General features: G+C 64.6%; 19 protein-coding genes and 1 tRNA gene. 6 read left to right on the forward strand and 14 right to left on the reverse strand.

Features of this window, described 5'->3' with window-relative positions:
• The coding region (gene ilvD, locus Q0O95_RS08330) for a dihydroxy-acid dehydratase (protein ID WP_293697312.1) at nucleotides 1-1469 on the reverse strand (1469 nt) is incomplete at its 3' end.
• An 84-nt stretch (nucleotides 1470-1553) separates the two neighbouring features.
• Here ilvD and Q0O95_RS08335 point away from each other — a divergent pair.
• On the forward strand, nucleotides 1554-2369 hold the full coding sequence (locus Q0O95_RS08335; RefSeq protein ID WP_293697314.1) for a sugar phosphate isomerase/epimerase: 816 nt from the start codon (nucleotides 1554-1556) through the stop codon (nucleotides 2367-2369).
• On the opposite strand, the gene Q0O95_RS08340 is transcribed toward Q0O95_RS08335, so the two are convergent.
• From Q0O95_RS08340 to Q0O95_RS08395, 12 genes are all read right to left on the reverse strand, one after another.
• Nucleotides 2339-3370 carry a LacI family DNA-binding transcriptional regulator gene (locus Q0O95_RS08340; protein ID WP_293697317.1) on the reverse strand — a complete coding sequence of 344 codons (1032 nt, stop codon included), beginning with the start codon at nucleotides 3368-3370 and terminating at the stop codon, nucleotides 2339-2341. The genes Q0O95_RS08335 and Q0O95_RS08340 overlap by 31 nt on opposite strands.
• Before the next feature lie 2 nt (nucleotides 3371-3372).
• Nucleotides 3373-4218: an inositol monophosphatase family protein gene (locus Q0O95_RS08345; RefSeq protein ID WP_293697319.1), complete on the reverse strand. Its 846-nt coding sequence runs from the start codon at nucleotides 4216-4218 to the stop codon at nucleotides 3373-3375.
• Entirely contained in the window at nucleotides 4215-5006 is a 792-nt protein-coding gene (locus Q0O95_RS08350) for an HAD family hydrolase (protein WP_293697321.1), read from the reverse strand. Before Q0O95_RS08350 ends, Q0O95_RS08345 begins: the two co-directional genes overlap by 4 nt.
• Nucleotides 5003-6079, reverse strand: a complete 1077-nt coding sequence (locus Q0O95_RS08355; RefSeq protein WP_293697323.1) for an ABC transporter ATP-binding protein — start codon at nucleotides 6077-6079, stop codon at nucleotides 5003-5005. The genes Q0O95_RS08350 and Q0O95_RS08355 overlap by 4 nt, the downstream gene beginning before the upstream one ends.
• 28 nt (nucleotides 6080-6107) lie before the next feature.
• Nucleotides 6108-7274, reverse strand: coding sequence for an ABC transporter substrate-binding protein (locus tag Q0O95_RS08360; protein WP_293697325.1), 1167 nt, complete (start codon nucleotides 7272-7274; stop codon nucleotides 6108-6110).
• A 52-nt stretch (nucleotides 7275-7326) separates the two neighbouring features.
• Entirely contained in the window at nucleotides 7327-9165 is a 1839-nt protein-coding gene (locus tag Q0O95_RS08365) for an iron ABC transporter permease (protein WP_293697326.1), read from the reverse strand.
• A gap of 132 nt (nucleotides 9166-9297) precedes the next feature.
• The gene (locus Q0O95_RS08370; RefSeq protein WP_293697328.1) at nucleotides 9298-10221 is read right to left on the reverse strand and encodes an NAD(P)-dependent oxidoreductase; all 924 of its coding nucleotides are present in this window, start codon (nucleotides 10219-10221) and stop codon (nucleotides 9298-9300) included.
• Nucleotides 10212-11714, reverse strand: coding sequence for a class I adenylate-forming enzyme family protein (locus tag Q0O95_RS08375; protein ID WP_293697330.1), 1503 nt, complete (start codon nucleotides 11712-11714; stop codon nucleotides 10212-10214). Before Q0O95_RS08375 ends, Q0O95_RS08370 begins: the two co-directional genes overlap by 10 nt.
• A complete protein-coding gene (locus Q0O95_RS08380; RefSeq protein WP_293697332.1) occupies nucleotides 11711-12856 on the reverse strand; it encodes a cytochrome P450 in 1146 nt (381 codons plus the stop codon). The genes Q0O95_RS08375 and Q0O95_RS08380 overlap by 4 nt, the downstream gene beginning before the upstream one ends.
• Nucleotides 12853-13626 (reverse strand): glycosyltransferase family A protein, encoded by a 774-nt coding sequence (locus Q0O95_RS08385; protein WP_293697334.1) that lies wholly within the window; start codon nucleotides 13624-13626, stop codon nucleotides 12853-12855. Before Q0O95_RS08385 ends, Q0O95_RS08380 begins: the two co-directional genes overlap by 4 nt.
• Nucleotides 13623-14636, reverse strand: coding sequence for a 3-oxoacyl-[acyl-carrier-protein] synthase III C-terminal domain-containing protein (locus Q0O95_RS08390; RefSeq protein WP_293697336.1), 1014 nt, complete (start codon nucleotides 14634-14636; stop codon nucleotides 13623-13625). Before Q0O95_RS08390 ends, Q0O95_RS08385 begins: the two co-directional genes overlap by 4 nt.
• Before the next feature lie 72 nt (nucleotides 14637-14708).
• Entirely contained in the window at nucleotides 14709-16115 is a 1407-nt protein-coding gene (locus Q0O95_RS08395) for an FAD-binding oxidoreductase (protein ID WP_293697338.1), read from the reverse strand.
• Between the two features lie 123 nt (nucleotides 16116-16238).
• On the opposite strand from Q0O95_RS08395, the gene Q0O95_RS08400 reads away from it, so the two are divergent.
• From Q0O95_RS08400 to Q0O95_RS08415, 4 genes are read left to right on the forward strand one after another with little or no spacing between them, the layout of a single operon-like run.
• Nucleotides 16239-16688 carry a MarR family transcriptional regulator gene (locus Q0O95_RS08400; RefSeq protein WP_293697340.1) on the forward strand — a complete coding sequence of 150 codons (450 nt, stop codon included), beginning with the start codon at nucleotides 16239-16241 and terminating at the stop codon, nucleotides 16686-16688.
• Nucleotides 16689-16692: 4 nt separating this feature from the next.
• Nucleotides 16693-16902: a hypothetical protein gene (locus tag Q0O95_RS08405; RefSeq protein WP_293697342.1), complete on the forward strand. Its 210-nt coding sequence runs from the start codon at nucleotides 16693-16695 to the stop codon at nucleotides 16900-16902.
• Nucleotides 16899-17747: a PfkB family carbohydrate kinase gene (locus tag Q0O95_RS08410; protein WP_293697344.1), complete on the forward strand. Its 849-nt coding sequence runs from the start codon at nucleotides 16899-16901 to the stop codon at nucleotides 17745-17747. The genes Q0O95_RS08405 and Q0O95_RS08410 overlap by 4 nt, the downstream gene beginning before the upstream one ends.
• Nucleotides 17748-17764: 17 nt before the next feature.
• Nucleotides 17765-18991, forward strand: a complete 1227-nt coding sequence (locus tag Q0O95_RS08415; RefSeq protein WP_293697346.1) for a pyridoxal phosphate-dependent aminotransferase — start codon at nucleotides 17765-17767, stop codon at nucleotides 18989-18991.
• A gap of 163 nt (nucleotides 18992-19154) precedes the next feature.
• On the opposite strand, the gene bcp is transcribed toward Q0O95_RS08415, so the two are convergent.
• Complete coding sequence (gene bcp / locus Q0O95_RS08420; RefSeq protein ID WP_293697348.1) at nucleotides 19155-19628, reverse strand: thioredoxin-dependent thiol peroxidase; 474 nt, start codon at nucleotides 19626-19628, stop codon at nucleotides 19155-19157.
• A 93-nt stretch (nucleotides 19629-19721) separates the two neighbouring features.
• On the opposite strand from bcp, the gene Q0O95_RS08425 reads away from it, so the two are divergent.
• Nucleotides 19722-19797 (forward strand) — tRNA-Lys (locus Q0O95_RS08425).
• Nucleotides 19798-19833: the final 36 nt, after the last annotated feature.

Consider the following 19833-nt stretch of genomic DNA (forward strand, 5'->3'; position numbering starts at 1 on the left):
TGGCCGATGCACAGGCCGGTTGTGCCGCCTGAGAATCGTCCGTCCGTCAACAGTAGTACATCTTTGCCGAGTCCCGCGCCCTTGATCGCCGCGGTGATGGCGAGCATTTCGCGCATGCCCGGTCCGCCCTTGGGGCCTTCGTACCTGATCACCACGACGGAACCGGCCTCGATCGCTCCTTCCGTTAGGGCGTCCAACGCCTCGCGCTCGCGTTCGAACACACGCGCAGGGCCTTCGAAGACCTCCGCGTCGAAGCCCGCCGTCTTCACGACGGCACCTTCCGGTGCGAGCGTGCCGCTGAGGATGGTCAGACCGCCGGTCGCGTGGATTGGGTCGTCGAGTTCGCGAACGACCTTGCCGTCGATCGGCTCCGGGTCGAGTTCTGCCAGGTTCTCGGCAAGGGTCTTGCCGGTGACGGTCAGTGCGTCCCCGTGAAGGAGGCCGGCATCCAGGAGCCCCTTCATGATCACGGGCATCCCGCCGACTCGATCGAAGTCCTGTGCAACGTACTGGCCGAACGGCTTCACGTCTGCCAGGTGCGGGGACTTCTGGCCGATACGCGTGAAATCGTCGAGCGTCAGCTCCACTTCTGCTTCGCGAGCAATCGCGAGCAGGTGCAGCACCGCGTTGGTGGAGCCGCCGAGCACCATCGCAACCGTCACCGCGTTCTCGAACGCCTTCTTCGTCAGGATGTCCTTGGTCGTGATGCCCTGACGGAGCAGGTTCACGACGGCTTCGCCGGAGCGGTGGGAGTACATGTCGCGTCGACGGTCTGCCGACAGCGGCGTCGACGAACCCGGCAGGCTCATGCCGAGTGCCTCCGCAATGCAGGCCATCGTGTTCGCCGTGTACATGCCACCGCAGGCACCTTCGGTAGGTGCGAAACCGCACTCGATCTTCTTGAGATCGGCTTCGCTCATCTTGCCGGCCTTGCAAGCGCCGACCGCCTCGAACGAGTCGATGATCGTGATCTCGCGCTCGCTGCCGTCCGAAAGCTTCACGCGGCCGGGTGCGATCGAGCCCGCATAGACGAACACGCTGGCGAGTTCGAGGCGAGCAGCGGCCATGAGCATACCCGGCAGCGACTTGTCGCAACCCGCCAGCAGCACCGTGCCGTCGAGGCGTTCCGCCATGACCACGGTTTCGACGCTGTCTGCGATGACTTCGCGGCTGACGAGCGAGAAGTGCATGCCCTCGTGGCCCATCGAGATGCCGTCGGAGACGGAGATCGTGCCGAACTGGAGCGGGTATCCACCGCCCCCGTGGACGCCTTCTTTTGCGCCCTGAGCAAGTCGGTTCAGTGAGAGGTTGCAAGGCGTAATCTCGTTCCAGCTGGAAGCAATGCCGATCTGCGGCTTGTCCCAATCGTCGTCGCCCATACCGACGCCCCGGAGCATGCCTCGGGAAGTCGTCGCTTCAATTCCGTCGGTTACCGCGCGCGAGCGCGGCTTGATGTCGATCTCGGCCATGCGTATCAGTCTACGACCGACGCGTTCGCTTCGGCGTACGTGCCGTTTAGCAGGACTTCAACTGACAGGCGTAGTTTGGAAACCATGATCCCCGTAGGCCTCTCCACGATCAGTGTCTTCCCGAAGGGAGTGGAGGACGGCTTCAGGTTAAGTGCCGAGACCGGTTTCGACGGTGTCGAGGTGATGGTGACGACGGATTCCAAGACCCGTAGCGCGACTCGGCTCCGTGAATTCGCCGCCGAATACGATCAGCCGATCATGGCGGTGCACGCGCCGACCTTGCTGTTGACGACGATGGTCTGGGGCCGTGGCCCGGCGATCAAGCTCGAGAAGTCTGCCGAGCTCGCTGCGGAACTGGGGTGTTCGACCGTTGTCGTACATCCGCCTTTCCGCTGGCAGGGCCGCTACGCGCTCGATTTCGAGCGCGTCGTACGCGACACGGAAGACAGGTACGGCATTATCATCGCCGTCGAGAACATGTTTCCCTGGCGGACGGGAGAGCGGAACCAGAGGGCGTACATTCCCAGCACCGATCCGAGCGAGATGGATGTGGAACACGCGACGCTCGACTTCTCGCACTGCGCGCTTTCGAAGCGGGATTCGCTGGAACTCGCCCGGGATCTCGGGCCGAAGAAGCTGCGGCACATCCACTTGACGGACGGGGTCGCCCAACACGACAGCAAGGTCTTCGATGAGCACCTGCTGCCGGGGCACGGCAACGAGCCGGTCGCCGAGGTGCTGGACTGGCTGGTCGAGAATGACTGGGACGGCCAGGTCATCGCCGAGATCAAGACCAGGAAGGCGAAGACCGATCGCGATCGCCTGCGCCTGCTCTCCGAGACGCTGGACTTCGCTCGCGAGCATCTGCGTCAGCAGCACGAAGACGACACGGGGCGCTGACGCACCACCCCTTTGTCGAATGCTGCGGTGCTAGCGCGCACCAGTAGCCTCGGCTCGTACCAGGCTCGCACCGGTTCGATTCGCCCGTTCTGCCGTTCCACGATGCATTCAATCGCCCTGCGCCCCATGGTCCGTTGCGGTTGATGCACGCTGGTGAGTCCCGGGCTGAGGAGTCGAGCCAGCGGCGTGTCGTCGTACCCGATCAGCGCCATCTGCCCTGGGATATCGATTCCGTGTTCGCGCCCGACTCGAAGAATCTCCGCCGCCATGACGTCGTTGTTGGCGAAGATTCCGTCGATGCCTGATTCGAGTACAGCCGCGATGGCCGCGTCGTCGTCCCTCTCCACCCGATGCGTCGCCGGTTCGAGCCCGACCTGGGAGACTGCTGCTGCGAAACCACCGCCGCGAGCGCCACTTGTCGCGCTCGTCGAACGCGTCACGTAAGCGAGTTTGCGGCAGCCAACGGCCAACAGGTGCTCCGCAGCGGTTCGTGCGCCGATGACATCGTCGCTGGCGATCGTGTCGAGCGTCGCGGGAGGGTCGATCAATCTGGCGACCACGGCGAGAGGAGTGGCCCCCGCCGCGGCCTCGAGCACGTCTCTGGGCGCCCAGGAGCTGATGACAACTATGCCGTCGACTCGCAACTCGAGCATGGTCTCGATCTGTCGGGCCAGAGCAGTTGGGGATCCGGAGCCGTGGCCGAGAATTGCCCGCAATCCACGTTCACGCGCCTCTGCTTCTACGCCGGCGACGACACCGCTGAAATGCGGATTGCCGATGTCGTTCACCACCACTCCCACGATCCCGGAACGTCCGTGTGCGAGCGATCGAGCCGCCGAGTTGATCCGGTACCCCAGCTCGACCGCAGCGGTGTGAATCCGCCGACGCGTCTGGTCAGCAACTCCACGCTCGCCGCGCAGCGCGCGCGATGCAAGCGATTTTGAGACTCCGGCACGGGTCGCCACTTCGATGATGGTCGGCGCTCGCCGTTTGACCTCCACGCTTACGCTTCCTCACGGCTTCTGACGATGTGCTCTGCGACGGCGTCCAGGGCCGGATACGATGCACCGTTCCGGAGGGCGACGAACCCGGGCGCGCAGTGGTCGGCCCCGGTTGCCCCTTCCCCGTACCACAGGGGTCGATACTCGCCACCGGCGCGCCGGAGGATGAGCATCGATGCGGCGACATCCCAGGGGTTCACCGATGAACCGAGCGCGCTGTCCGCCCAACCGGCCGCAACGTGCGCAATTGTCAGGGCACCCGACCCCGTGCGGCGTACCGAACTGAACGCCTCAACGAGCGAGCCGAACTCCGCGAGTGATTCGGGCCCGTCGGCCCTAAGGTCCGATGCGGTCGGATACCCGGTAATGAGCGTCGCAGCTTCGGCGCTCGCAGCGGGCCCGGTGCGCAGGGGTGCACCATCGAGGAACGCCCCGCTGTCGTGCGCTGCGAACATGCGATCCGCAATCGGGTCGTACACCGCCCCCGCTACGATCTCACCGGCAAGTTCCGCGGCGATAACGACACAGAAGAACGCGATGCCCTGCGCGAAGTTCGAAGTCCCGTCGATCGGATCGATGTACCAGGTCACGGGGCCCGAGCCCCCACGTTCTCCTCCCTCTTCTCCCACGATGCGAGATCCGGGTGAGCCTTCGAGCAATAGCGGGACGATGATCTCTTCACTGGCACGGTCGTGTTCGGTCACGAGGTCGTGACGGTCGCGCTTGTAGTTGACGATCATTCGGCTGCGGAAGACGCTGCGCAAGTACGCTCCGGCCTTTCTGGCGCCATCCTCCGCGATGCTGCAGAGTTCGGCGGAGCTTCGGGTGCTGATCGCAGTAACGGTCACGTTTCGATCCCTTTCATCGTCTCGAGCAGGGCCGCGGGATCCTCCCTGACGATGTCGGCGGAGACTCCGAAGACCTGAGGATGCCCGGCGGCGTGCGGTGACGGCAAGAGCACGTTGCAGCCGATGCCTGCTCGGATACCGCACAGCACGTCACGATCCAGGTGATCTCCCACGTACCAGCAGTCCGCAGGGGCTCGCACGACCGCCTTGCATCCCATCAGCATGAAGTCGGGGTTGGGCTTCCGGATCCCGACCTCGTCCGAGTAGAGCTCAGCGGCGAACGCATCCGACAACTGCTGCGCGGCCAGGAAGTCCCGGTGCACCTGGCCCGAAAGCGCGTTCGATACGATCACGACGGGAATCTCGCGCAGATGACAGAAGCCAAGCAGCTCCCGGATGCCCGGCCGGAGTTCCCGATGTTCTTTGGCGGATGCGACGCAGTAGCTGATAGCCGCAGTGTGGGAGGCGATGGCAGCACGTTGCGAGTCGGACCAGTCGGCAGCGATGAAGTCCATCACGAACGCCTCCTGAGCGAGTTCGACCGGTCTCAGCGGCCGGGACATCGCGTTGCGCCATTGACCGGCAGCCTGAGCTCCGGCGACGACATCAGCGATAACGCGATCCCGGCTCGGCACCCGTCCGGCGCCGGCGAGCGCAGTGATCCTGTCGGCGACAACGTCCTGCCATCCGGCGGGTTTACTCGAAGCGACGATGACTCCACCGAAATCGAGAATCAGCGCCTTCGGCAGTTCGAGCACTCGGTCGGGTCTGGAGATCCGGGAGGTCATGCTGCCACCAGCCGCTCTTCGATACGGTCTCCTCGGCTATCGAACTGCAGAACGTCACGATTGGTGGCCCAGCAGACGACTTGCTCCCCGGCGCGCAATTGGGGTGCGACAGAAGCGGTGCCGATCAGTCGGCACGCGCCCGCCGCAGCCTCGATGATCCACGAACCGCCGGTTGGCGACAGCGCTTCGATCCTGACCGCGAGCTTGAACGCACCCGGTTCCGGTTCGCCGCCGAAACGAAGCGCTTCCGGACGCACACCGACCGTCTGTGCGCCCGGCCACGCCCCGAGCGCCTCCGCCGCGCTCTCTTCGTCACTGCGTCCGATTACGTTCAGCGGCGGATTGCCCATGAATTCGGCGACGAAACGATTCGCTGGTTCCTGGTAGATCTCCAGCGGGGAGCCCACCTGCTGCACCCGACCCTCGTTCATGACGACGATGCGGGTGGCGAGCGTCATCGCCTCCCACTGATCGTGCGTCACGAACACCATGGTCGTCCCCGTCTCCCGATGAATACGCTGAAATTCCGCCCTCATTTCCAGACGGAGACGCGCATCCAGGTTCGACAGCGGCTCGTCCAAAAGCATCACGGACGGACGCGCGGCGAGCGTACGCGCGATCGCAACTCGCTGCTGCTGACCGCCCGAGAGCTCGCCCGGGTAGCGCTCGGCGTAGGGGGCGATCGCCAGGGTCTCCAGAGCGTGCTCGATACGTTCCCGTCGCTCGTTCCCGGGCATCCGCTGCATGGAAAGACCGAAATCGATGTTCTCGCGCACGTTCATGTGGGGCCAGAGCGCGTAGTTCTGGAAAACGAATCCCAGGCCCCGCCGTTCCGCGGGAACGTGCACGCCGCGAGCAACATCGTCCACCGTCCGTTGAGCGACCTCGATGCGCCCCTCGCTCGGCAACTCGAGCCCTGCGATCATTCGCAGCGTCGTCGATTTCCCGCACCCCGATGGCCCGAGCAGGCAGAGGAAATCGCCCTCCTCGACGGTCAACGACATTTCGTCGACGCTGCGGTCGGTACTGCCGGGGTACGTCTTCGAGACTCGCTCGGCCCTGATGGCGCTCATTCGTGGTTCTCCGTTCTGTGAGGTCTTGCTATCGAGCCGAAGTCCGCCAGAGGTCCTGCCAACCTTCGCGGTCGGCCCAGGCGGTGTCGAGGCCCGCGTTATCGAAGAAGAAGAGTGTGTCCAGATGGTCGGCGGTGTGCGCGGGATCGTCGGGCTGCACGATTTCCGAGTTCGATGAAATCTTCCCGTCGTCGATCTGAGGAGTGATCCCCTCCTGAGTGAGCGCGTAGTGCACGAAGAGCATGGCTGCGTACGGGCTTTCAGTCCCCGTCGCGATCGCGATTCCCTTCGGTGCAGCGCGCCCGGTGAACGGCTCGAGGCCTTCGCACACTGCCAGGGCGTATCCCTTCTCGTCGATGTTTCGATATTTCGCGCTCGACATCAGTCCCATGGGAGGGTTCTCCTGACCCAGCGCCCCGACAGCTTCGGAAGCTTCTTCGCTCGACTGCGTGATGATCGGATCGTTCGAGGCCAGGCGGGATACCCACTCGGCTGCGGCAGAGTCAAGTTCTGTCTGCAGCGGCTCGTCGAACTGCTCTTCGTAGGCAGCCGCAAGATCGTCTTCGCCGAACTGTTCGAGCTGACTGAACCAGTCGAGCGTCGCGTTGGATCCAGCAGGATCGTCGATGGCGAAAGCGCCTGTCCACTCCGAGCCCGTCAGCTGCCAGATGTTGTCAATCGGGCAGCTGTCATGGGTTTCGCTGTTGTAGGTGAAGAAGGCCGGATCGGTGATCAGCACGAGTGGGTCGCGCATGCTCTCGTCTATGTTCCCTTCAAGCTCGGCAGGAACGTAGTTGGTGATGAAACCGTTGGGGACCAACTGGTTTGTTAGTGCCGGGAGGTCGCTGATGGCGACGACGTCCCCGACGACGTTGCCGGACTGAGCCTCGCGAGTGACCAACTCGATCGCTTCCGAGGCATCGAGCTTCACACCCGTAGCTTCAATGCCGTACTCCTGGCTGAAGGCCTCGGCCATTTCCTCGATTTTCGACGTCCCGTCGTACACCGTTATGGGGCCCTCCTGCTGGGCACGCTCGATGAGCTCGTCCAGAGTCAGCTCGGTGTCGAAAACCTCGTTCGTGATGTCAGCTCCGGTATCCGCTGGCGGTTGACCTGCGCAGGCGCTGGCGAGCAGGGCGACTCCGAGGACGGCGGCGATAGCGCCGGCAACACGTCGATTACTGCGGTGTTTCATGGTGCTCCTTCGTTGGGTTGAATTGCGATTCCGAATGGGCGGGATAAGAGATTCACGATCCGAGGCCGCTTGAGAGGTCAGCGCGCAACAGTCTGCGCGCCAGCCAGGTGCCGGACAGCGCGATGAGGCAGATCAGCACCACGACCCCGTTCGATGCGTGTGTGTAGCCGTTGTCGACGAGGGTCATCGACAGCGTCGTCAGGAGCTGCGTGCCCGGCGTTGCCAGGATGATCACGAGACTGAGCCCCTGCACGCCGGCGATGAAGGGCAGCAGGATTGCGCTGGCCAACGCGTTTCGCTGCATGGGCAGGACGATGCGACGCATCCGTTGCAGCCAGCCGACACCCAGAGTCTGCGCCGCTTCCTCGGACTCGCGCCCCATCTGCATCATTGCGCTCGTTCCCGCGCGAGACGCAAACGGCATCTCATCGGCGATCATGGCGAAAATCAGCAACAGTGCGGTCCCGTAGAGCGCAGGGACCGGCCCACGCTGCACAGCGAAGAGCGAGAGTATGGCGACGGCGAATGCAATACCCGGAAGCAAGTAGGGCATGAACGTCACCGTTCGCAACGTCGTGCCGATCCAGCGCGCCGGGCTGCGCGCAACCACGTACCCGACGAGCATTCCGAGCACACCCGCTGCGATGGCGGCGATTCCCACCATCCAAACGGTGTTCCAGGTCGCCTCCCATGTCTTGGGGTTGACGAGAATGCCGTCCGAGAAGCCAACCGTCGGCAGATTGCGGCCGATCCAGTAGTCCAGGGTCAGATTCGACCATTCGAATCGCCCGGGGATGCGCATCAGAGTCGAGAGCACCAGTACACCAAGCGGGACGACAACAGATAACGAGAACAGTCCTGTCACACCGAAGAAGGCCGGCCATCTTCGAGCACCCAGGCTTCGCGTCCGACCCCGGAAGCCGCGACCGGATACCGTTGCAAATCGCTTCATCTCGCGCAGAAATCGCACGTCCACATAGACGGACAGCGAACCGAGCACCACCATGACCGTTGCGATCACGGCGGCAACGCCCGGCTGCTGTGTGCTGATGCTCTGATAGAGCGTTGTCGACAGCACTGAGAACCCCGCGGGCGTGCCGAGCACATAGGCGACTCCGAATTCACCGAGTGCCTTAGCGAAAATTAGCGTCGCAGCAGACAGCAGTGCGGGTTTCAGCAGCGGCAGGATGATCTTCCGCGTGCGCACGGCCGACGATGCGCCGAGTACCTGAGCTGCCTCCGTGAAGTCGTCCGGGAGGTTCTTCATCGCGTTCGTCACCAACAGGATGACGAAGGGGATGAAGTGAAGTGTGAAGATTATCAGGATGGGTAGCGGACCGTATGCGAGCCAGTCTGGGACAGCGATGCCGAGCGATTCCACCCACCCCGGTGCACCCCCAACGCGGCGGTTCTTGAAGATCGTCAGCCAAGCGAACGCGTATGTCCATGCCGGCAGCATGTACGGCACGATGAGGGCGGTAGAAAACCAGCGGCGTCCAGGCAGGTCCGTGCGCGACAGCAACCACGCAACCGGTACTCCCACCGCCAGGGCGAGGACGATCGCGGCAAGCGAGAGCAGCAGGGTGTTTCGCAACGGCTCGTAGAACGTGATGTCGGAGACCGCGGAGGCGAAGACTCGCTCGAAGTAGTAGGAGGTGAGTGAGCCGGCGGGTGCTCCGATGCGGGCGTCATCTCCGAAGGCCACCTGCACCGCGCCCAACAGCATCGAGACGACCGGAGCGACGATGAGATATCCGAAGAACGCGATGAGCACGAGACCGAGCAGGGTCGCGGGGTTGCGAAGGGCGATCGCGGCTCGTCGCGGCCACCGGACAGCGCGTTGCCCGGGTTCGACACCCTCCGGCGTGGAACGCTCCACTTCGATGGCCATCCCGCCTCCCTCTTCGCTCCGACGGGAACGACCTTAAGAAAGTGGCGTGAATGGCGCACGACGCAACGATGGCCCTCAGATGAACCGGTGTGGAACGTTCCACAGAACGCAGACTGGTGCGGTGAAAGTCTGTCAGCGCATGAACTGCAGTGAGGTGGGGCGAGGCACCGCGCCGAGCTCATTGTGGAGACGCGAAAGGTCGAGCGTACGCTCGAATCCGAGCTGCATGACGGCGTAGCGCGTCAGCGATGGCCGCCGACCCGTGACTTTCGCGAACCCTTCCGCTCGGCTCGCGAGCGCCATCGCAGCATCCACAGGAACCGGCAGGATGCGGGCGCGACGACCGGCGGCAGCCAGCGCATCCAACATGAAATCGCCTATCGCCACCGGCTCGGCGTCGCCGACATTGACAGGGCCCGTGACCGTGCTTTCCAGCGAGCGCTCGACGGCGTCGACGAGCGTCTCGACGTGAGTCACGGATTGATCGAACGCTCCCCCACCCGGTAGCGGCAGCACCCCCATCCGGAGACGATCGAACAGACGCGGCAGCAGCGTCGTATCCCCGGGGCCGTACACGGCTCGAGGTCTGAGCGAAATGCAGTTCGGGTGCAGCGCAACAATGCGTTCGGCGATCGACTTCGTCGCACCGTAGGCGTTCGGATACCGGCGCGGCAGCGGCTCCGATTCGCGACCGAGCACGGTCGGGGTGTACGGGTCGTAGACGCTCGAGGATGATATGTGCACGAGCCTGGCTGCGCTGCCGGACTGGACGATCCGGCCCGTCGCCCGCACGTTCGCATCGAAGGCGTCCTGCCACGGCATCCAGTCGTTCGCCAGGGCAGCGGCATGGACGACGACTTGCGCGCCTCGAACCTCCGGAATCGCGTCGCGGGTGAGATCGCGTTGCCGGTAGCTGCCTCGCGGATGCCGCCATCCGTTCGGGCGGCGTCCGTAGCCGACGACCTCGTGACCGGCGTCCGCGAGCGCGGTCGCGACCGCTCCCCCGACGAATCCGCTGGCTCCGGTGACGACGACGCGTTTGAGTGTTACAGGCATTGGCGTAAGTGTTGCACGAGCGCGCTCCTGTCGGGTTTGCGTTGCCGGCCTGCGCGCGGCAGTTCGCCGATCTCGACGACAGCGTCGGGCAGCGCAGCGTGATCGATGAGCCCGGGTAGCGAACGCTCGACGCGTTGCGCAAGCCCCGGGGTCTCGTCATCTCCGACGATCGCGAGCACGACCCTGTCATCCCCGATCTCGTCGGGCACGCCGACGATGCACGCTTCGCGCACTCCGGGCAGGCTCGCGATGATGGGCTCGTACAGCGCGGGATAGATGTTGGTGCGATCGCGAATCAGCATGTCCTTCTTGCGCCCCAGCATGGTGAGTTCGTCGCCGTCGATGCGCACGAGATCACCGGTTGCGAGGGTTTGCAGTTCGTGCGATTCGTGCAGATAGCGGCGGGCAAGGCCGGGCCCGGACAGCCGGAGTTCGTTGTCGTCCACGGATGCAAGAACGGAGCTTGCTATCCTCCCCAGCCAATCACCGTCCGCGGGGTCGCGTTCGAGCTTCTCGATGCCGTCGGCGATCGCGACGGGCAGCACTTCCGTCATGCCGAAGATCGCGCGGATCGCGGCGTTCGGCATGGCTGCACGGATGCGCCGCAGGAGCGGATGGAGAACCGGGGCGCCCCCTAACGCGACAAGGCGCAGCCGAGGCAGCGTACGCCCGTCGAGGGTATCCAGCACGACGGACATCGAAGCCGGTGTCAGGAACGTGGCTTCGGCATCCGCGAGCAACCTCAGGAAGTGCTTCGGCTGCGCTCCCGGGTTCGTGCCGTAGCCGGGCATCACCCAGTGCGCTCCCGCAATGAGCGCCGGGATGCCGATCATGAGCTGGTCGGTCACGAGACGTTGTCCGCGACTCAGCGCAAGAGCTGCTCCGATGTCGCCGAGCCCCGAGCCGAGCGTGCGGCGCGTGTGCACAACGGCTTTCGGCGTCTCGGTTGTTCCGCTCGTGAAGACGATCAGCGCATCCGTGTCCTCGGCGACCGGCGCCGGGAATCCGCGCTGGCGCTCCAACCGAGCGAGCGAAAGCGAACCGCGAGGAACACCGGGCAATCGTATTCCGGCGTGCATGAATTCGGCGTCGGGCACGATCGAGGCGTAGTCGGGCAGATCGATACCGCGGCGCCGAGCGAACGCGCGTGCCGGCCCCCTCGAAACCGCATACAGAAGGGGCTCGGCAGCGACCCAGCGTGGTTCGGCCAGCGCCATGCGTGCGCGGAACAGCGTTTCACCGGCGCCCGGGTCCGCGAATACGACGGTTGCTCCAGCTTTCACGATCGCGAGCGCAAGCACGACGGCGTCGATGCCGGGACGAACCGAGAACAGCACTCGCTCGCCCTCCCGCATGCCGTGCCGCTGCAGGCCGGCGGCAACCGAGTGCATGCGGATGCGCAGATCACGGTAGCTGAGCGTACGACGGCCGAACGTGATGGCCGGAGCGTTGTCGTACATGCGCTCTTCGAGAGCGAGGAGCAGGTCGGTCACTGCCGCTCCACGATGAGCGAACGATAGGCCGGAATGAGCGTTCGACGGACGGGTGCCCGAGAGGCGATGCGCAGCGGTCCCGCAGCACGCAGCGCATCGACTGCTGTTCGAATCTGCGTCATTGCCAGTGGGGCGCCGATGCAGAAGTGCTCGCCTGCGCCGAACCAGAGCTGTTTGAGCCCTCGTGAGGTCCCTGCTTCGGGGTTCCACGCGCCCGACTGCCGGTTGGCCTTGTAGGTCGCGATGACGATGCGCTCGCCTCGCTGCACCCTCACGGCGCCGATCGAAGTATCCGTCAACGAAGACCGCAGCGTCGCGAGCGACGGCGTCGTCCAGCGCAACGACTCGCCGATGGCGCTCTCGGTGTTCCCGTCCGTCATCTCCCGCAAGTAGTCGGCGTCGATCAGCATCGCCGCGATGCGCGGAATCGCACCCGCGAGCGTTTCGGTGCCGGTCAGGATGAAGGCGCCGACGGCACCGAGCGCCTCCCGCTCGCTGAGGCCGAGGGCACGCATCCTCCCGGGAACGGTGGACTCGTCTCCCGCATACGCGGCGTGAGCGTGCTGGGTCAGTCCGTGCAGCAACCGCTGCGCTTCGGCGATCTGCGACCGCCTCAACCGCGGCTTCGAGAGTTTGACCATGCCGGTTATCCGAGTGACGTCGACGAACATCTGCTCGGTCACGGCCCCGCGATCGAGCCCGACAAGGCTGGCTATCGCGTCGCTCGCGGTCTCACGTGTCAGTTTTGCCAGGTCGACGCGCTCACCAGCCTCGAGCGAGCGCACGGCAGCCTCCCAGCGCGGTCGAATCATCGCGTCGACGAGGGGTCGCACGAACGCGGGCGCGAAGATCGGCTGCAGCGTGCGTCGCATTCGCCTGTGATCGTCGCCGTGCATGTTGAGAAGCACCCGCTCGCCGAGCACGGGCGTCCAGAGTTCGCTCGATGCGCCCGGCCCGTTCTTCGTGAAGCGTTCGCTGTCGCTGAGTACTTCCCGCGCCAGCTCGGTGTCCTGCACCAGCACGCCGATCCCAGGCAGCCGCAGCACTGAGGCACGTGCGAACGCGAGCAACGGAACCACGACGGGATGCGCTGCCCGCACGACACGAGCGTCGAGGCGCATCGCGAGTGCTGCATCCCTCATCGGATGTCCACGTGGTCGGGCTTGAACGCGTGGTCCTTGTACCAGAGCAGGGTGTTCTTCAGGCCCCACGCCTGTACTCTGCGGGAGGAGCCCGCGACGACGACGTCTCGGCGGGTTCGGTAGTTCTTGGTCAGCTTGCGCACCTCGTTGACAAGTGCTCTGTCCTCGTGCATCTCTTCTATCCGGGTGCGCGGGAATCCGCCGGCTGCCAGATAGAGGTCCGCCCTGATCGCGCAGTTGCAGCCCGCGGCCATCATGTACGGCCCGAGATATTCCGTGCCCCTGTTGCCGGGTCGAACCTTGCCGAATGCCTCCGCGAGATACACAGCGCCCTCCAAGAGGCGACGACGCCACCACGGTTCGCCCTCGTCGCGGCGTGAGACGAGGAGCCCGCCGAGGAACTCGAGCCCATCGCCGTGCGGTTCGGGCGTGAGCGCGGCGCGGATGTTCGCCGTCCAGTCGAGCCTCGGCAGGCAGTCGGCATCCGTGCGTGCGAGCAGCGTGTGCCCAGCGGCGATCGCGGCGCGCATCCCGGTGTCGGATGCCGCACCCGTTCCCTTCTGCGGCTCGCTGATGACGTGCCATCCCGACAGTTCGTGCGTGGCGGCATAGGAGCGAATCACATCTGCGGAGTTGTCGGTCGAGTCGTTGTCGACGAAGAACACGTCGAAATCGCGGTCCTGTTGGGCGCGCAGGTACTGCAGTGTCGGGTGGATGCCCCGCTCTTCATTGAACACCGGCACGATGACCGCCAGCGATTCCCGCTTCACAGGCGCACCGCCATGACTCCTATGCTGATGCCGCCTGCGAGTCCGATCAGCAGCACCCTGGACCCTTGGCGCACCGCCCCTCGTTCGAAGGCGAGGCTCAGCTGCAGGGGCAATGTCACGGAGGCGAGGTTGCCGTGCTCGCTCACGGTTTCGATAATGCGCTCTGCCGAGACGCCGAGGCGCTCAGCGATGCGCGGCAGGTGCGGAGTCGCGACCTGGTGCATGGCGATGAGGTCGAAGTCCTCGATGCGAGCGTCCAGCCGATCCAGGAGTTCGAAGACGGGCCCGGGTCCGAGTTGCAGAAAGGCTTCCGCAAGCTTGGCGCCGTCCATGTCGAAGTACGTTGCTTCAAGGTCTCGGGGTCTGTGCGAGCCGCCGGTAGGGAGCGTGCCGATCTGCCAGTGGCGACTCTCGGCTGCGAAGTACATGCCCTCGATTCCCGGCTCGTCGCTCGCTTCGACGACAACCGCTGCACCGCCGTCGCTCATGGTGAAGCCCGGGAACGAACGCAGGAATTGCTGCTTGTCTGCGAGCTCCCAGCGCGCAGCGGTCGTGGGTGTCTCGCCGCTGGCGACGAGTACGCGACGAGCCTGGCCGATCGCGATGAGACCGGCCGCGATCTGCATTCCGTTGAGAACCGAGTTGCACGCGTTCTTCGCGTCGAAGACCGGTACGCCGAGACCGAGCTTTTCGGCCACGATGTGGCTGGTGGCCGGTTCGATCATGTCCTGACTGGCACTTGCGAAGATCAAGTGATCGACGGGCTCGCCGCATGCCGCGAGCGCCTTCCGCCCTGCCAGCGCTGCGAGGTCGGATGCGTCCTGACCGCGCTCGCGCACGTGCACACGCCGCACCCCGGTTATGCGGTGGATCAGGCCGGTCGGCAGCTGCATGCCCGGGTTTGCTGCGCGAAGCAGCAGCTCTGTCTCCTGCGTCGTGCGAACCGCAGAGGGCAGATGGATGCCAACGCTCGCGATGCGCGCGTGCTGAGAGGTGATTGCCCCGGCCATGAACAGAGCCTACGCCGGGAGCCCCCGACTTCTTCTGGGAGCGGCCGGGACGCTCGCTGAACAGTTACCGAACTAGGCTGCGCTGGGCTCCGCTCTGGCGGGCAGAATATTGTGATTCGAGCTGAACGTGTTCGCGGGGTCGTAGTCTCCCTTGATACGGCGCAGCCGTTCCATGGTCCGGCCCGGATACGCGCCCGCCACGTCATCTTCTGTGTCGACGGACATGAAGTTGACGTAGCGGCCGGTGAGCCCAAGACTCGCTGTCGTCGTGTCCAGCCAAGCGTGTGCGTCTGCCAGCAGCCCCGGGTCCGGCGTCAGCGCTCCTGCGAAAGCCATGACGGCGCGCTCACGGTGGGCGAACGCGGTCTCTGCTGAGGGCACTCGTGCGATCGCACCACCCATGGGGCGGATCTGGATCGTCGACGCGGTCGGCGCGGTTCGGACGGCGTCGATCGCCCGCTCGGCCCACTGCCTATCCACGGTGTCCGCGAATCCCGACCGGGATGCGGGGAGCGTAGGCTCCGGAAACGGCGGCGGGCCCTGGAGCAGCGAGGGATACGGAGCCCACGCAATCTGCTCCGCTACGGGGCCGAGCCGACGCAGTGGTGCCAGCATCCGTTCTGCTCGGTCGCTGGAACCGGACCAGCAGGGCAGCACGATCATCAACAGCTCGCCGTGTAGCGCAGCGGGAATTGCGGGCATAGGAGGAGCCGGCATGAGGCTCATCATGACGGAGAGCTCGTCTGGAGCTTCGAGGACGGCGCTCACAGCTCGTTCGAGATTCTCGGGCGTCGGTTCGAACGCCATGATTCCTCCCGTGACAGGAGCGGTCGGGCGGAGCTCGAACTCGAGCCTCGTGACGACACCGAAGTTGCCGCCTCCTCCGCGCAGCGCCCAGAACAGGTCTCGGTGGTCGCCCGTTGCGTTCTCTTCCTCGCTGGCTGTGACGATACGACCGTCCGCGAGGACGATCTCGGCGGAATGCAGACTGTCGATCGTGAGCCCGTCTCGCCGGCTCAGGAAGCCGATCCCTCCGCCCAGTGTCAGGCCCGCGACGCCGACATCGGGAGAGTCGCCGAACCCTGTTGCTAAACCGTGCTGCCAAGCCGCTCGCGTGTACTCGCCGGCCAGTACACCACCGCCGGCAGCGCCGATACGGCGTGCCGGATCGATCGAGACGGTGTCGAGTTCGCGCATGTCCAGTACGAGCGACCCGGCCGCGAGCGCGTGTCGTGCAAAGCCGTGTCCCCCGCCCCGAACCGCGATGCGCCAATCGAGCTCTCGCGCCGCTTGTACCAGCCTCGAGACCTCCTCGGCCGAGCGCGGGCGAACGGTCACAGCGGGCAATCGGTCCGATCCGTCGAAGACGAGCTTCGCGCTTTTTTCGTACTGGGCCGTACCCGGCGTGTGGAACCTGCCGGACATTCCCGTCCGATCCTCCAACAGCTGCAGGTTGGGCACTCTTTCGTCGCTTGCCATATCTCGCATCGCTTTCACTTCCCACTAACACTTCGATATCTAAACTTTAGATCTCTAACTGTTTTCTGTGCAACCCCAATCTCGCGACACCCGAGGCAAGGGCTCGCTCATAGACTTATGCGCATGGTCGACATGTTGCAGAAGCCGCTACCCGCGCTGCTCGCTCACGCACAGCAGCGCTTGCGCACGACAGCGGATACCATCTTCAAGGAGCGCAGCGGACACTACTCCTACTACTTCATCCTGTTGGCGTTGCAGGAGAGCGACGCAGCGACGCAACGCGAACTCGCAGAAGAGGTCGGCATCCGAGAATCGACGATGACCCACCATCTGCTGGCCATGGAGGAGCTGGGGTTCATCACCCGTCAGCGCACCGCCGAGAACCGTCGGCGCCAGCAGGTGCGCCTGACCACGGAGGGCCACGAGACGTACAAGGCGCTCAGAGCCGATATCGCCCGATTCGACAAGGCGCTGCGGCGTGCAATCGGCTCCGATGAGGACGTCGCTCAGCTGCAACAAGCGCTTCTGCGAATGGTCGAGGTAGCCGACGACTGGGCTGTGACGCTACCGTAGAACCGTGCGCAAATATCTTCTGAACGTAGGTGTCCTGTCGGCGCTGGCCGGCGCCGTCGGTGTTGCGAAAGCCACCCAAGATGCCCCGAAGGACTGGCGCACGTATCTGCTCTGGGCTTCGTGGGGCATCGGTGTCGCGCTCGCGGTCGGCGTAGTCGTGCAGCAGGACCGCGAAGTCCGTCTCGAAGAGCTTGAGCGAGAGCTGAGCAAATGACTCCCCGCGTCGCCGTCATAGGCGATGCGCTCATCGACATCATCGACGAACGGCATGTGCCCGGCGGCGCTGCTTTGAACGTGGCCGTCGGTCTCGCCAAGCTCGGTCTGTCCGTCGACCTGGTCAGCATGCTCGCGGACGACGAGCCCGGCGCGGTGCTTCGCACGTACGCCCAGAGTCACGGCGTGCGCGTGCACGCGACTCGAGCCCCGTTCGGCACGGCAACCGCGACGGCAACGCTTCGCGGCGACTCCATGGACTACGTCTTCAACGAAGCAGGGCGCAAACGCTTCGTCGCCGTCGCCGACGCTGGGCAGGCGGTGCTGGCTGCAGACTGCGTTGTCGCATCCTGTGTCGCGCTGGAGGACGAACAGCAGTGCGAGGCGATCGAAAGCGCACTCGCATCACGGCCATTCGTGCTCGATGCGAATCCACGTGACGGGTATCTCGCGTCGCCCAGCGCCATCCGCGCCTTCGGTGCGGGTCTGCTGAGGCTTGCGCCGCAGGCCTCGCTGCTGAAGTTGAGCGATGAAGACACGCAGCTGCTCTACGGCAGCGACCCGGAGACCGTTGCCGCCGGGATGCTCGAGTCGGGTCTCGCGGCCGCGCTGATCACCGAGGGCCCGCGAGGCGCGAAAATCGTCACGAACGACGGCGTTGTTTCGCGACCGATCGCGTACCTCGACGGTCACATCGTCGACACGATCGGTGCTGGTGATGCAACGACGGCCGCGGTGACTGCGGCCATGCTCCGACACGAGGACTGGGGCACGGCTCTCGAACGGGCGATGCTGCTGGCGGCAGCGACGTGTCGCAGCGTCGGTGGTGAACTGCAACTGCCCTGAAGCTCTACGATGGTCGCATGGCACGCCTTCGTTCCCTCGACCAGTCAGCCAAGCTGAAGAACGTTCTCTACGAGATCCGGGGCCCGGTTCTCGACGAGGCGATGCGGCTCGAGGCCGAGGGACACAACATCCTGAAACTCAACATCGGCAACCCGGCGCCATTCGGGCTGGACACGCCCGACACGATCGTGCAGGACATCATCGCGAACCTCCGCGACGCGGAAGGCTATTCGGACTCCAAGGGCGTGCTCTCCGCCCGCCGCGCTGTCGTGAGCCGATACCAGGATGTCGAAGGGTTCCCCGCCCTGCATGTCGATGACGTCTTCCTCGGCAACGGCGTCTCCGAGCTCATCACGATGACGATGCAGGCGCTGCTCGACGAGGGCGATGAGGTGCTGATTCCCGCACCCGACTATCCGCTCTGGACGGCGATGACCAGCCTCTCGGGTGGCACGCCGGTGCACTATCTGTGCGACGAGCAGAACGACTGGCAGCCCGACGTCGCCGATATCGAATCGAAGATCACGGCCCGGACCAAGGCGATCGTCGTCATCAACCCCAACAATCCGACGGGAGCCGTGTACTCACAAGAAGTGCTGCAGCAGATCGTCGACCTCGCACGCAAGCACTCGCTCCTCATTCTCGCCGACGAAATCTACGACCGCATCCTCTACGACGATGCCGAGCACACGTCGATCGCCGCGCTTGCTCCCGACCTGCTCGTGCTGACCTACAACGGTCTCTCGAAGACCTATCGGGCCGCCGGGTTCCGATCGGGTTGGCTCGCGATTTCAGGGCCGAAGGATCATGCGGGAGGCTTCCTCCACGGGCTCAATCTGCTGGCATCCACGCGGCTGTGCCCGAATGCGCCGGCGCAGTTCGGGTTGCAGGCCGCACTCAGCGGGTACCAGTCGATAGAAGACCTTGTGAACCCCGGTGGTCGCCTCCTGCAGCAGCGGGATGTTGCGGTCGAAACGCTCGAAAAGATTCCCGGAGTGAGCGTGGTCAAGCCGAAGGGTGCCCTCTACGCTTTCCCGCGCCTGAACCCGAACGTGCACGAGATTCGCAGCGATGAGCAGCTCGTATTCGATCTGCTACGAGCAGAGAAGATCCTCCTCACCCAGGGCTCCGGCTTCAACTGGCCGAGCCCCGACCACCTGCGTATCGTGACGCTGCCGTGGAAGGCGGATCTGCGCGAAGCGATCGAGCGACTCGGCAACTTCCTGGCGAGCTATCGCCAATAGTTACCATCGATAGCTGCCGCCAACTGCCCTTCGCTGCGTTAACTTCTCGGTCGCCTGACGATGAGAAGGCGTTTTCACGGCGTGTCGTCGTCCAGCGACCGAGAAGTTGACGGAGCAAAGAGGTGATGGATGCGGCGGTTGGCGGAAGTCAGGGAGGCCGGGGTCAGCCGGCGGTGAAGCTGAGGCGCTTGTCGAGCATCGCGAGGTGATTCTTTGCGCGCGTGTTGTAGAACACGTGCTCGACCTTGCCGTGCTCGTCGATCACGAACGTCGACCGCTTCACGCCGATGACAGTGCGGCCGTACATGCTCTTCTCGCCCCAGACGCCGTAGGCCTCGTGCACTTTCTTGTCGGCATCCGAGACCAGGTCGTACGCTATGCCGTCTTCCGCTGCGGCCTTCGCAAGCTTTTCCACGGAGTCGCGTGAGACGCCGACGACTTCGAACCCCGACTCCCGTAGAGAAGCGTGGTGATCGCGGAAGTCGCACGCTTGCCCCTGACAGGCCGGAGTCAGTGCCTCCGGGTAGAACCAGAGCACCAGTTTCTTCCCGGCGAAGTCGGAGAGGGAGACGGATTCTCCCCGCTGATTCAGCAGCGTGAAATCGGGCGCGGGCATACCTGGTTCGAGTGCGGTCATGCCTCCATCTCACCACAAGATCGAGAGGGCTTCTGGCGTCGCAGGGGGATCGGACTTTGTGCTAGAGTTGCTTCTCGGTCCAGAAGACCGCAAGCACCTCTAGCTCAATTGGTAGAGCAAGTGACTCTTAATCACTGGGTTCCGGGTTCGAGTCCCGGGGGGTGTACCAAAGCCCCCGATTCGTCGGGGGTTTTCCTTTGCCGCT

The sequence above is a fragment of the uncultured Agrococcus sp. genome (assembly GCF_945915485.1).
Lineage (GTDB): Bacteria > Actinomycetota > Actinomycetes > Actinomycetales > Microbacteriaceae > Agrococcus.

Excerpts from the sequence above, each read along its gene's own strand:
- Q0O95_RS08350 (WP_293697321.1), bottom strand. The coding sequence starts at position 5,006 with ATGACCTCCCGGATCTCCAGACCCGACCGAGTGCTCGAACTGCCGAAG.
- Q0O95_RS08370 (WP_293697328.1), bottom strand. The coding sequence starts at position 10,221 with ATGCCTGTAACACTCAAACGCGTCGTCGTCACCGGAGCCAGCGGATTC.
- Q0O95_RS08395 (WP_293697338.1), bottom strand. The coding sequence starts at position 16,115 with ATGGCAAGCGACGAAAGAGTGCCCAACCTGCAGCTGTTGGAGGATCGG.
- Q0O95_RS08415 (WP_293697346.1), top strand. The coding sequence starts at position 17,765 with ATGGCACGCCTTCGTTCCCTCGACCAGTCAGCCAAGCTGAAGAACGTT.
- Q0O95_RS08400 (WP_293697340.1), top strand. The coding sequence starts at position 16,239 with ATGGTCGACATGTTGCAGAAGCCGCTACCCGCGCTGCTCGCTCACGCA.
- Q0O95_RS08365 (WP_293697326.1), bottom strand. The coding sequence starts at position 9,165 with ATGGCCATCGAAGTGGAGCGTTCCACGCCGGAGGGTGTCGAACCCGGG.
- Q0O95_RS08390 (WP_293697336.1), bottom strand. The coding sequence starts at position 14,636 with ATGGCCGGGGCAATCACCTCTCAGCACGCGCGCATCGCGAGCGTTGGC.
- Q0O95_RS08355 (WP_293697323.1), bottom strand. The coding sequence starts at position 6,079 with ATGAGCGCCATCAGGGCCGAGCGAGTCTCGAAGACGTACCCCGGCAGT.
- bcp (WP_293697348.1), bottom strand. The coding sequence starts at position 19,628 with ATGACCGCACTCGAACCAGGTATGCCCGCGCCCGATTTCACGCTGCTG.
- Q0O95_RS08410 (WP_293697344.1), top strand. The coding sequence starts at position 16,899 with ATGACTCCCCGCGTCGCCGTCATAGGCGATGCGCTCATCGACATCATC.
- Q0O95_RS08380 (WP_293697332.1), bottom strand. The coding sequence starts at position 12,856 with ATGAGGGATGCAGCACTCGCGATGCGCCTCGACGCTCGTGTCGTGCGG.
- Q0O95_RS08360 (WP_293697325.1), bottom strand. The coding sequence starts at position 7,274 with ATGAAACACCGCAGTAATCGACGTGTTGCCGGCGCTATCGCCGCCGTC.
- Q0O95_RS08335 (WP_293697314.1), top strand. The coding sequence starts at position 1,554 with ATGATCCCCGTAGGCCTCTCCACGATCAGTGTCTTCCCGAAGGGAGTG.